Here is an 11,525-nt window from a genome sequence, read left to right as displayed (position 1 = left end):
CCGCCCCCGTCAGTGCGCCAGTCCGGCCTGCCGTTACGGCGGCCATGCCAACGTCGTTGCCGTTACCGCGTCCTGCCCCCTTGGCGCCGTCGCCCGACGCCGCCGCACTCGCGGCCCGCGCGCGCGCCGAGGGCCTCGTGCGCCCGCCGCGTGTGTTCGTGCCGCCGCCCGCCGCGCCCACTCAGATGGCTCCCGTGTTGCGTCCGCCGCGCCGCGCCACGGCGCCCGTGGCCGCTTGCGCGCCGCAAGCCGATATGGAGCAGGCGCAAGCGTGCATGGCGCTGGATGAGAAAAACACGGCCCTGAATGCAAAGCTCGGTGAATTGGAAGGCAAGCTCGGCGCCTTGCAAAAGGCGCTGGCGCTGCCCGCCACAGTTGCCGTTGCGCCAGTCGCCGCGCCCGCCGAGGCGCAGACGCCCCATGCCAAGCCCAAGCCATTGCACGCGGCGCCAGCCGCTGACAAGGACAAGAAGGCGGGCGGGAACGGCCTGCTGTGGCTCGGTATCGGCACCTTGCTCTTCCTGCTGTTGACGGCGGTCATCGTGTATATCGTGCGCAAACGCAAGCAGGCGACGGGGCCTGGCGCGCCGTCGAAATACTGGGTCTTGCTGCGCAAGCCATTCGGCCGCAAGAAAAAGGATGTGCCCGTACTGACGGAGGCGGTGGACGAGGGGGCGAGCGAACCGGAGCCGGAGCCGTTCTCGCGATAATTGTGCTGCAAGGCTGCACTACAATTTGATATAAAAAAAGATATTGAAAAAATACATGGAAACACTGGCCAATCGCGTTGCCTATTTCTCAAAGATGGTGCTATGATTAATTCAGTGGACTTGCTCTACGACAAAACAGCCCCAGCCTGGCGCAGTCACCAACGATAGTGTGGCGCGGCAAACCAGGTGTAGCGTTGCATAAACGCCTGGGTCTGGAAGCGGTTCGCGATGCCGACGATGTGCTCGCGAACGCCGGATGCAACCGGCAGCGAGGCGACGCCAGGAGATACCTGGGGCTCGCCTTCCACATTCCCGCCTCCTTGCTCCAGGCATGGCGGCAGACGTAAAAAAAGCACCCGCGGGTGCTTTTGTCGTTTCCGGTGCTGCAAGCTTTCTTACATGCGGGCGCGCGAACCCTGCATGGCGTTCGGCAGTTGCGTCATCCATGGTTCCGTGATGGCGCGGATTTCGCGGTCGTTGGCCAGGATTTGCTTGAGCAAGTCGATCTTGCGCAGGCGCGAGGCGCCGGCCAGGGCAGGCACCTTGCCCGTCACGGTCGCGCTGGCGGCGCTGGCGCACTGGTTTTCCAGGGTATCCAAGCCATCCCAGTCGCTCGAACGTGCGGCCACGACCATTTTGTTGGTCATTCCTGCAATATTTTCATACATCGAAAGAACGTCGTTGGAGGTCATGAGCACACCCGTAACTAGTGAATGGATTACCGCTTGTCCAGATTAACGGCAGGTCCTAGGGGAACTTGAGGGTGTTTTTGAAAAAAAAGTGAAAATAATTTAGATGATTGCTTGGCTGCTGCCGGAATCGCCTGCCAAGCCGCATGCCTGCTGGCGTCGTAGTGACAGGGGAGTGTGTTGCGGCGCCTCAAAACGCGTTATGATTTTGCACACTACTGTCGTTACTTTGCCTGAAAGGATCACCATGCGCGTTGTCACTGCTGCCGCTTCCTCTTTCCACGGTCCCTGGCGCAAGCGCGCCATGGTGCTGGCCCTGTCCGGCATCGCGCTGGCCGGGGGCGCCGTCCACGCGCATGGCCAGGAGGCGGCCGCCAGTCCCGCCGCCGCGATGGCGGCGCCCACGGCTGTCTTGCCCGGCGACGATTTCTATGATTACGTGAATGGCGACTGGCTGCGCAACACGGAAATTCCCGCCGACCGCAGCAGCTGGGGCTCGTTCGCCATCCTCGCCAACGCCACCAACGAGCGCATCATCGCTCTCGTCGAAGGCCTGGCGGCGGCGCCGCAGGCCGATGCCTCGGCGCGCCAGGTCAGCGATTTTTACCGTTCCTGGATGGATGAATCGGCTATCGAAGCGAAAGGCTGGGCGCCGATCAAGCCGCTATTGAAGAAGATCGATGGCATACGCGACCAGGCAGGACTGGCCCGCGCGCTGGGCGAGAGCCTGCGCGCCGATGTCGACCCGCTCAACGCCACCAATTTTTATACGGAAAACCTGTTCGGCCTGTGGGTGGCGCAAGACTTGAACGACACCACGCGCAATGTGGCCTATCTGCTGCAGGGCGGACTGGGCTTGCCCGACCGCGCCTTCTACCAGAGCGACAGCGCCCGCATGCAGGGCTTGCGCGCGGGATACCAGGCGCATATCGCCGCCATGCTCAAGCAGGCCGGCTACAGCGATGCGCCGGCCCGCGCCGCGCGCGTGTTTGCGCTGGAGCAGCAAATTGCCACCAGCCATGCCAGCCGCGAGGATTCGGCCGATGTCGCCAAGGGCAATAACGCGTGGCGCGCCGCCGACTTCGCCAGCAAGGCGCCTGGGCTGGACTGGAAAGTCTTCTTCCAGGCGGCCGGCCTGGGCAAGCAGGGGGATTTCATCGTCTGGCACCCGACGGCCATGACGGGCAGCGCGGCGCTGGTGGGTAGCGTGCCGTTGGCCACGTGGAAGGATTTCCTGGCTTTCCACGCGATCAACCATTTCAGCACCACCTTGCCGAAGGCGGCCGCCGACCAGCGTTTTGCCTTCTATGGCAGCGCCCTGAGCGGCACGCCGCAGCAGTCGCCGCGCAGCAAGCGCGCGCTGGCCGCGACGAATGCGGCCCTGAGCGACGCCGTCGGCAAGCTGTACGTGGACCGCTATTTCCCGGCTGAGTCGAAAGCCCGCGTGCAAGACATGGTGACGAATATCGTCGCCGCCTTCTCGCGCCGCATCGACAAGCTGGACTGGATGGCGCCCGCCACCAAGGCGCAAGCGCAGGAAAAACTCAAGACCTTGTACGTGGGCGTCGGCTATCCAGAACGCTGGGAAAATTATGCGGGCTTGCGCGTCGTGCGCGGCGATGCGCTGGGCAATGTGCAGCGGGCGGAACAGTTTCACTACCAGCAGGAGCTGGCCAAGCTGGGCCAGTCGCCCGACCGCAAGGCCTGGGCCATGCCGGCGCAGCTGGTCAACGCCGTCAACCTGCCGCTGCAAAATGCGCTGAACTTCCCGGCCGCCATCCTGCAGCCGCCGTTCTTCGATCCGACAGCGTCCGACGCGGCCAACTATGGCGGCATCGGCGCCACCATCGGCCACGAGATCAGCCACAGTTTCGACGACCAGGGCGCGCAGTTCGACGCCCAGGGCAAGTTGCGCGACTGGTGGACGCCAGCGGACCTGGCGCATTTCCAGGCTGCCTCGAAGCAACTGGTGGCGCAGTTCGCGGCCTACAAGCCGTTCCCCGACCTGACCGTGAATGGCCAGCTGACCTTGAGCGAAAACCTGGCCGACCTGGCCGGCGTGGCGGCCGCGCATGACGCGTTCACCCTGTCGCAGCAGGGCAAGCCGGCGCAGCCGGGTGTGGACCGCGATTTCTTCACCGGTTACGGCGTCAGCTGGCGCAGCAAGGCGCGCGAAGCGGCGGCGCGCCAGCAAATCCTCACGGATGGCCATGCGCCGGCGCAATACCGCGCCGCCACCGTGCGCAACCTCGACGCCTGGTACCCGGCCTTCGACGTCAAGCCGGGGCAGCAGCTGTACCTGGCGCCGGAACAGCGCGTGCGCGTCTGGTAGCAAATGGTGACGGTGCCGGCACGCAGCGCGCCGGCACCGTAAAATGGCGGAACATATCGACAGGACCGCCATGAATCCGACCCCACCGCAAGATCAGCAAGACCCCATCCACGCCATCACCGGGCGCACCCTGGCCCATTACGACGCCAGCGCCGAGCAGTTTTTCGAAGGCACGCGCGACCACGACGTCAGCCAGAACATCAGCGCGTTGCTGAACGCCATCGGCAAGCCGGCGCCTTTGGCGATTCTCGACCTCGGTTGCGGCCCGGGCCGCGATCTGAAGGCGTTCACGGCCATGGGCCACCACGCCACCGGTGTCGATGGCTGCCCCCGCTTCGTCGAGATGGCGCGCGCCTACAGCGGCTGCACCGTGTGGCAGCAGGATTTCGTCGACCTCGATTTGCCTGCCGGGCACTTCGACGGCGTATTCGCGAATGCCGTGCTGTTCCACGTGCCCAGCGCTGTTCTGCCCGGCGTGCTGCGCGCTTTGTGCGCGTGCCTGAAGGAGGGCGGCGTGCTGTTCAGTTCGAATCCGCGCGGGCAGAACCAGGAGGGCTGGAACGGCGCGCGCTACGGCAGCTACCACGACGAAGCGACGTGGGCCGCGTACGTGCAGGCGGCCGGTTTTACCCTGGTCGAGCAATACTACCGTCCCCCCGGCTTGCCGCGCGAGCAGCAGCCGTGGCTGGCGACGGTATGGCGCAAAGCGGACTGATTTCGCGTAATTAGCTGATTTTTGGCATGTGTTAGGGACCGTACATAGTTTTTGCAACCTCAAGCGTAGTATGGACACATCGACACGCAGCAAGCAGTTTGCAACAGCGTGTGAGCCGCAGTACCGGCCCTTCGGGGCAGGACAACAGATGTACCAACTACAGTGAGGATTTATCATGAACAAAGATCAAGTCGAAGGTAAACTGAAGGAAGTCGGCGGTAAAATCCAGGAGGCCGCTGGCAAGGTCGTCGGCAGCGAAGAACAGCAAGCCAAGGGCCTGGCAAACCAGGTCGAAGGCAAAGTGCAGAAGAAGGTTGGCGATGTGAAAGACGCGGTGGAAACCGTCACGCGCAAGCCGTAATCTGACGCACGCATAAAAAAACCGCCGCCTGTCGCGAGACAGGCGGCGGTTTTCATTTGCGGGCGCGCTTTACTTCGCTACGCCCAGATTCTGCTTGAAGAACATCTCGATTTTCTTGTACACGTGGCGCTGGCCTGCGCGCGACGAGATGCCGTGCTTGGCGCCCGGGTACGTCATCAGGTCGAACTGCACGCCGCGGTTCACCAGCGCGTCGATCAAGCGCGTGCTGTTGCTGAACAAGACGTTGTCGTCGGCCATGCCGTGCACAAGCAGCAGCGGCGACTTCAAGCCGTCGAGGTGGGCGAACACGGTGCTGGCCTTGTAGCCGTCCACGTTTTCCTTTGGCATGCCGAGGAATTGTTCCGTGTAGTGGGTGTCGTACAGCGACCAGTCGGTGACGGGCGCCACCGAGACGCCCATGGCGATCTTGTCGGATGCTGCCGACAGCAGGCGCAGGGTCATGAAACCGCCGTAGCTCCAGCCGAATACGCCGATGCGTTTGGCATCGACGAAGCTTTGCTTGCCCAGCCAGTCGATGCCCACCAGTTGATCGGCCACTTCGGCCGCGCCCAGGTTGTGGTAGATGGCGTCCGTGAACGCGCGCTCGCGGCGCGACGAGCCGCGGTTATCGAGGCGGAAGACGACAAAGCCCTGCTGCGCCATGTACTGGTCGAAGTTGTTGCCCCAGCGGCGAGCCACGTGCTGCGAGTGCGGGCCGCCATACGTCGACAGGTAGACGGGATAGCGTTTGCCCGCGTCGAAGTTCGACGGTTTCACCAGCGAGTAATGCAAGGTCTGGCCATCGTTGGCCTTCAAGGTGCCATATTCCGTCGGCAGGTGGTCCGCCTTGTACTTGAAATACGGGTGGCTGGCGTTCAGCGCATTTTCTTCCAGCCAGCCCACCATGGCGCCGTCAGGGCGGCGGATGCTCACTTGCGGCGGCGTGGCCGGGTCGGAATACGTGTCGACGAAGACTTCGCCATTGCGCGAGAACGTCGTGTCGTGCCAGCCATCGGCTTTCGTCACGCGCTGCGGCTTGTCGGCCGTGCTGCCGTCCAGCGCCAGGGCGTAGGTCTGCTTGTCGATCACGGCATCGCGGTTCGACGCGACAAATACTTTACCCGTCTTCTGGTTCACGGCCAGCACGCTGTCGATGCCCCATTCGCCGGAAGTGACCGGGTGCAGCAGCTTGCCGCTCATGTCGTACAAATACAGGTGGTTGCGGCCCGTGCGCTCGGACGACCACAGGAAGGTGCCGTTCGACAGGAAGCGCAGGTCGTCATGGATGCTGACCCAGGTCTTAGACGTTTCCGTCAGCAAGGTGCGCTGCGCCAAAGTACCGGCATCGACGGCCACCAGGTCGAGGGTTTTCTGGTCGCGCGACTGGCGCTGGTACACAAGGGACTTGCTGTCCGCGCTCCAGTCGGCGCGCACCAGGTAGATGTCCGGGTTCGTGCCCAGGTCCACCTGGCGCTGCACGCCCGTTTCCGGTGAAACGATCAGCAGCTGCACCAGCACGTTCGGGTCGCCGGCGGCAGGATAGCGCTGCTCGACGACGTCGGTGCGGTCGGCGAAGATTTCAAAGCGGCGCACGACGGGCACCGGTGCTTCGTCATAGCGCTTGTAGGCGATGGCGGAATCGTCCGGGGCCCAGTAGTAGCCGGTGCGCTGGCCCATTTCTTCCTGCGCCACGAATTCGGCTTCGCCATTGTGGGTGGCGCCCTTGCCATCGGTCGTCAACTGGCGTTCCTGGCCCGACTTCAGGTCGATCACATAGATGTTCTGGTCGCGTACGAACGAGACGTAGCGGCCTTTCGGCGAGATTTTCGGGTCGAGCACATTGCCCTTGGCGACCAGGCGCGCCTTGTCCGGGTGGGCCGCGTCGACCAGGTACAGATTGCCGGCCAGCGGCACCAGCAGCTGCTTGCCATCGGGCGACCAGCTGTAGCTGAGAATGCCGTTCAGGCTGGCCGTGCGCTCGCGTTCGCGGCGCGCCTGCTCTTCGGGCGAAATCGTTTCATTCGGCACCAGCGCCTTCGAGTCGACCAGGCGGTGCGTGCTCTTGTCCTTCAGCTTGAATTCCCACAGGTCGAGCTGGAACTGGTTGTCGGCGCGGCCGCGCAGGAACGTGACGCGCTCGCCATCGGGCGAGACCTTCAGGTTGCGCACGCCGGGGCCGGCCAGCGCCGGATCGGCGTGGATGCGTTCCAGGGTCAGCTTTTCAGCCGATGCGGGAACGCTGGCCATCGCGGCCAGAAAACAAAGAATAAAACGCATGGATGTCTCGGTAGTTGGAAGAATGAAGGGCACTGCATGCATAGGCGAACTTGAGCGTTGCCTAAGCGTAAGACGATACCAGAGCGTGCCTCTTTATGCGATAGTCCCGGCCACGGAATATGGGCGTGCCGGCCGTATTTCCTTCGTGAAAAATATCCAAGCGCCACTCATTCCATGGCGCTTTACACTGTTCAGGCTAATATCGACCCTGCGATGACGGTCAGGCACGCGCCGCCTATCCAGGCGTGGCCATCGCGGAAGCTGATGGACACGCGGCCGTCGCGCTGCAGGCAGGTGCCCTGGCGGACAGTGTAGTCGCCGCCCGCCAGCAGCTGCGCGATGCAGGCGTTGGCGCTGCCCGTGACGGGGTCTTCCACCAGCGCGCCATGCTCGCTGAGCAGCGCGCGCACTTCGTAATCGGCTGGCCCGCCTGCGGCGTGCGGGCCATACAGCGCCAGGCCGTCCGCTCTGGCTGCGGCCAGCATGGCCGTCAGCGCGGCGATGTCGGCGCGCACGGCCAGGCAGGCGGCGGCGCTTGCCAGCGGTACGCACAGCCAGCGTATGCCCATCTCGACGACGGTGCCGGCAGGAGCCGGAGCGCCGGCCAGTGTGGTTTGCAGCAGCGGCAGCAGCGCCGGGTCGAGCGCGCGCTTGCTGCACGGCGGCGCCTGGAACGCCAGCACGCCGCCCGCCTGCCGTTCAATTTGAATCAGGCCGACGCCGCATTCCTGCACGATGCGCGCGCCTTTCGGCTGCATGCCCGCATCGAGCAGGGCGTGCGCCGTGCCCAGGGTCGGGTGGCCGGCGAACGGGAATTCCATCTCGGGCGAAAAGATCCGCACGCGGTAGTCGGCTGCCAGGTCGCGCGGCGCCAGCACGAAGGTGGTTTCCGACAAACCCGTCCAGCGCGCAATCGCCTGCATCTGCGCGTCATCGAGACCGTCGGCGTCGAGCACCACGGCCAGCGGATTGCCCATGAAGGGCACCTTGCTGAAGACATCGACCTGCCTGAAGGGGCGCGGCTGCGGCATGGCGAATTCCTTGAAAGTTATGGCACCGCGCGCAGGCGCTGCAGCGACAGCCGGTTCAGATACCAGGTCAGCAGCACGGCGGCCACCGTCAAACCCGTGACGAGGCCGATCCAGAAACCGGCGGCGGCCATCGGCTCGGCCGGCGACCAGATGAAGCCAGCCGGCGCGAGGCCCAGCACATAGCCGATCGGCAGCGAGAAGCCCCAGAAGGCCAGCAGCTGTATCAGCATCGGCTGGCGCGTCACCTTGTAGCCGCGGATGGCGCAGGACGTCGCCACCTGCGTCGCGTCGGACAGCTGGAACAGGGCGGCAAACAGCAGCAGCTGCGCGCACAGCGCCTTCACCTGCGGATCGGACGTGTAGGCTTGCGCGATCTGGTGACGGAAGATGGTGATGACGGCGGCCGAGACGATGGCCGCCGTCAGCGACATGGCCACGCCCACCCACGAAATGAAGCGCGCCTTGCGCAAATTGGCTTCGCCCACGGCGTGACCCACGCGCGTGACGAGCGCGATGCCGAACGTGAGCGGCACCATGAAGACGACGGACGAGAAATTCAGGGCGATCTGGTGCGCCGACACCTGGATCACGCCGAAGCGGGCCACCAGCAGGCTGATGACGCCAAAGGCGCTTACTTCGGCAAAGTAGGTGACGCCGATGGGCAGGCCCAGGCGCAGCATGGGACCGATGGACGACAGCTGCGGCCATTCCCAGTGCGTGAACGGATACGTGGCGCGGTAGGCGGGCGCGATCCGGATCCAGGCCAGCATGGCCAACAGCATCATCCACACGCAGCAGGTGGTGGCCACGGCGCAGCCCACGCCGCCCAGCTTCGGCATGCCCCAGTGGCCGTAGATCAGCAGGTAGTTGACGAGGATGTTGAGGCCCAGCGCCGCCAGCGCGATGACCATCACGGGCTTGGTCTGGTTGATGCTGGTGCTGTAGCCATACAGCGCGCGGTAGGCGGCGAACGGCGGCAGCGCGCAGCTGATGATGTGCACGAACAGCTTGGCCTTCGATGCCACGGCCGGTTCGAGCATCAGGTGGTCGAACACCAGCGCCGCCATGTTCGTCAGCAGGCAGGCCACCAGGCCCACGAGCAGCGCCTTCCACAGCGACTGGCGCACGATGTGCGGCACCTTGTCGTGGCGCGCGGCGCCGATTTCATGCGCCACCAGGGTATTGATCGCCATCATGATGCCGCTCACGGTGACGAGCACGATGGACCAGATGGCCGCGCCCAGCGACACGGCCGCCAGTTCCTCGGGGTTCGTGTGGCCCGTCATCGCCACGTCGGCCGCGCCCATGCCGACGGTGGCCAGCTGGCCGATCAGGATGGGCCAGGCCAGCTTCCACAGCGACGAGACTTCAGTGCGGATGGCGGGCAGGGTGAACGAGGTAGTGTGTGGCATGGGCGGCAAGCTTGACTAAACACAAGATTCTACCGGCATTCGCCGTGCTTGTCCGCCGTGGCGCCCAAGGCGCTAGGGCACGGTAATCATTTGTTACAGCTAAGTGGGCCAGTCGCGGATAGACTGCGCGCTCTATTTGGCAAAATGACCAAATAGTCAACCGCAGTACCCTGACTATGGAGTAAGACCATGTTGAAGAAAGCCTTGAACTGCGCCCTGTTGCTGGGCGCCGCCATGACGGCTGAACTGGCCGGCGCCGGCGAACTGACCCTGTATTCGCGCGACGATTATCACGGCCGCTCGCAGACCGTACGCGATACGGTCGCCGACCTGGAAGACGTCAATTTTAACGACACGACGCAAAGCATCCGCGTGCGCTCGGGCCGCTGGGAAGCGTGCGAGGAAGCCGATTTCCGCGGCGATTGCTTCCTGCTCTCGACGGGAGAGTACCCGTCGCTCGATGGCCATGCCAACAAAATCACGTCGCTGCGCGAAGTACGCGGCGGCTGGGATGGTCATCCGGGCCGCGATCGTGACCGTGGGCGAGACCGGGACGGCCGCTGGGAACGTGACCGGGAGCACGGCCATTTGCCAGGGCGCTCGCTGGGCGGCGAACTGACCTTCTACACGCGCGACGATTTCGCCGGCCGCAGCTTGAGCGTGCGCAACGCTTCAGCCGACTTGCGCGAGCGCGACTTCAACGACACGGTGCAAAGCGTGCGCGTGCGCTCCGGCTATTGGGAAGTGTGCGAGGACGTGGGCTTCCGTGGCCGCTGCCGCACCTTGCAACCGGGCGAATATGCGAGCCTGGAGCGCATGAGCAACCGCATCTCGTCGGTACGCGAAGTGCGCTGAAGTGGGCTGACACGAGGCGGCTAGTACGTCAAGTGGCAATAACGGGCTCCGCAGGAGCCTGTTATTGCTTTTGGTAACAATTTATTGTGCTTTTTCCATACTTTGTTACACCGTTTTTTCTGCGGATGGCTACACTGGCATCAGTTGTCATGTAGATCACTTGCCTTTGCCGCCACCGGAGACCTTCCCATGAATCGCCCGCTGACTTTTGCCTTGCTGTGCGCCAGTTCGCTGTTTGTCCACCTCGCGGCGCAGGCCGGCGAGATCCGCCTGTACACCGATGACAATTTCAAGGGGCGCGTCGTCGTCTTGCGCGATACGACGGACGACCTGTCGCGCGTCAATTTCAATGATACCGTCTCGAGCATCCAGGTCGATTCGGGCAGCTGGGAAGTGTGCACGCATGGCGATTTCAAGGGCGATTGCAAGACACTGGAACGGGGCGACTACCGCTCCATGCCGGGCATGAACGATAAAATTTCATCCGTGCGCGAAATCGGCAGCGGGCAGGGCAGCGGCAGCGGTGGCCGCCGCGCGGCGCTGGAGCTGTTCGCCGACCGCGGCCAGCGCGGCGCGTCGGCCGGCGTGAATGCGGACCGCGACGACCTGGTCGACATCAGCTTCAACGACCGCGCCAGCAGCGCGCGCGTCGAGTACGGCTACTGGCAACTGTGCAGCGATTCCAACTACCATGGCAGCTGCCGCGTGTTCGGGCCTGGCAGCCACGATGACCTGGGCAGCCTGAATGGGCGTGTGTCGTCGGCGCGCCTGGTCGATCCACGCGAGGAGAACCGTCCGCAAAATGACGAGGGTCTGGTGGTGCTGTATGGCCGCGCGTTCCTGAAGGGGCGAGGGCTGCAGGTGAACCGCGACGTCAGCGACCTGGTGCTCCTGAACTTCAACGACCAGGCCGAATCCATCGCCATCAACGAAGGCACCTGGGAAGTGTGCACGAATTCGCAGTTCAACGGCACCTGCGAGCGCATGGGGCCGGGCAAGTATGAAGTGTTGAACACGGCGCTCGACAAGCGCATTTCCTCGCTGCGCCGCCTGTACTGAACGCTTGATCGGGCCTGTCCCGTGGCCTTGTATTTGTTACACTAGCATCCTGGCACAATAGCCAGGCAAATCATCACCAAAGAA

9 protein-coding genes and 1 pseudogene are annotated in these 11,525 nt (G+C 64.0%); 6 read left to right on the top strand and 4 right to left on the bottom strand.

Annotated elements, in window-relative coordinates; all coding sequences use genetic code 11:
• Positions 1-710 (top strand): annotated as a pseudogene (locus VM94_RS21820) (hypothetical protein); the annotation flags it as partial.
• Between the two features lie 395 nt (positions 711-1,105).
• Here VM94_RS21820 and VM94_RS21815 read toward each other — a convergent pair.
• Entirely contained in the window at positions 1,106-1,357 is a 252-nt protein-coding gene (locus tag VM94_RS21815) for a flagellar protein FliT (RefSeq protein ID WP_313902965.1), read from the bottom strand.
• A 289-nt stretch (positions 1,358-1,646) separates the two neighbouring features.
• Between VM94_RS21815 and VM94_RS21810 the strand changes: the two genes are divergently transcribed.
• From VM94_RS21810 to VM94_RS21800, 3 genes are all read left to right on the top strand, one after another.
• Positions 1,647-3,731 carry a M13 family metallopeptidase gene (locus tag VM94_RS21810; RefSeq protein WP_235432983.1) on the top strand — a complete coding sequence of 695 codons (2,085 nt, stop codon included), beginning with the start codon at positions 1,647-1,649 and terminating at the stop codon, positions 3,729-3,731.
• A 70-nt stretch (positions 3,732-3,801) separates the two neighbouring features.
• Positions 3,802-4,446, top strand: coding sequence for a class I SAM-dependent methyltransferase (locus VM94_RS21805; RefSeq protein ID WP_046685617.1), 645 nt, complete (start codon positions 3,802-3,804; stop codon positions 4,444-4,446).
• A 175-nt stretch (positions 4,447-4,621) separates the two neighbouring features.
• A complete protein-coding gene (locus VM94_RS21800; protein ID WP_034759763.1) occupies positions 4,622-4,807 on the top strand; it encodes a CsbD family protein in 186 nt (61 codons plus the stop codon).
• A gap of 69 nt (positions 4,808-4,876) precedes the next feature.
• On the opposite strand, the gene VM94_RS21795 is transcribed toward VM94_RS21800, so the two are convergent.
• The 3 genes from VM94_RS21795 to VM94_RS21785 all read right to left on the bottom strand — a co-directional run bounded on the left by VM94_RS21795 (position 4,877) and on the right by VM94_RS21785 (position 9,527).
• Positions 4,877-7,084 carry a S9 family peptidase gene (locus VM94_RS21795; protein WP_046685298.1) on the bottom strand — a complete coding sequence of 736 codons (2,208 nt, stop codon included), beginning with the start codon at positions 7,082-7,084 and terminating at the stop codon, positions 4,877-4,879.
• Positions 7,085-7,275: 191 nt separating this feature from the next.
• On the bottom strand, positions 7,276-8,115 hold the full coding sequence (locus VM94_RS21790) for a PhzF family phenazine biosynthesis protein (protein ID WP_046685297.1): 840 nt from the start codon (positions 8,113-8,115) through the stop codon (positions 7,276-7,278).
• A 17-nt stretch (positions 8,116-8,132) separates the two neighbouring features.
• Positions 8,133-9,527, bottom strand: a complete 1,395-nt coding sequence (locus VM94_RS21785) for an MATE family efflux transporter (RefSeq protein ID WP_046685296.1) — start codon at positions 9,525-9,527, stop codon at positions 8,133-8,135.
• A gap of 189 nt (positions 9,528-9,716) precedes the next feature.
• Between VM94_RS21785 and VM94_RS21780 the strand changes: the two genes are divergently transcribed.
• Both VM94_RS21780 and VM94_RS27440 read left to right on the top strand, forming a co-directional pair.
• On the top strand, positions 9,717-10,382 hold the full coding sequence (locus tag VM94_RS21780; protein WP_046685295.1) for a beta/gamma crystallin-related protein: 666 nt from the start codon (positions 9,717-9,719) through the stop codon (positions 10,380-10,382).
• A gap of 189 nt (positions 10,383-10,571) precedes the next feature.
• The gene (locus tag VM94_RS27440) at positions 10,572-11,441 is read left to right on the top strand and encodes a beta/gamma crystallin-related protein (protein ID WP_052755879.1); all 870 of its coding nucleotides are present in this window, start codon (positions 10,572-10,574) and stop codon (positions 11,439-11,441) included.
• Positions 11,442-11,525: the final 84 nt, after the last annotated feature.

It is taken from the genome of Janthinobacterium sp. KBS0711 (assembly GCF_000988085.1).
GTDB lineage: Bacteria > Pseudomonadota > Gammaproteobacteria > Burkholderiales > Burkholderiaceae_D > Janthinobacterium > Janthinobacterium lividum_E.
This window is presented reverse-complemented; position numbering and strand designations above follow the sequence as displayed.

Excerpts from the sequence above, each read along its gene's own strand:
- VM94_RS21790 (WP_046685297.1), bottom strand. The coding sequence starts at position 8,115 with ATGCCGCAGCCGCGCCCCTTCAGGCAGGTCGATGTCTTCAGCAAGGTG.
- VM94_RS27440 (WP_052755879.1), top strand. The coding sequence starts at position 10,572 with ATGAATCGCCCGCTGACTTTTGCCTTGCTGTGCGCCAGTTCGCTGTTT.
- VM94_RS21800 (WP_034759763.1), top strand. The coding sequence starts at position 4,622 with ATGAACAAAGATCAAGTCGAAGGTAAACTGAAGGAAGTCGGCGGTAAA.
- VM94_RS21810 (WP_235432983.1), top strand. The coding sequence starts at position 1,647 with ATGCGCGTTGTCACTGCTGCCGCTTCCTCTTTCCACGGTCCCTGGCGC.
- VM94_RS21815 (WP_313902965.1), bottom strand. The coding sequence starts at position 1,357 with ATGACCAACAAAATGGTCGTGGCCGCACGTTCGAGCGACTGGGATGGC.
- VM94_RS21785 (WP_046685296.1), bottom strand. The coding sequence starts at position 9,527 with ATGCCACACACTACCTCGTTCACCCTGCCCGCCATCCGCACTGAAGTC.
- VM94_RS21805 (WP_046685617.1), top strand. The coding sequence starts at position 3,802 with ATGAATCCGACCCCACCGCAAGATCAGCAAGACCCCATCCACGCCATC.
- VM94_RS21780 (WP_046685295.1), top strand. The coding sequence starts at position 9,717 with ATGTTGAAGAAAGCCTTGAACTGCGCCCTGTTGCTGGGCGCCGCCATG.
- VM94_RS21795 (WP_046685298.1), bottom strand. The coding sequence starts at position 7,084 with ATGCGTTTTATTCTTTGTTTTCTGGCCGCGATGGCCAGCGTTCCCGCA.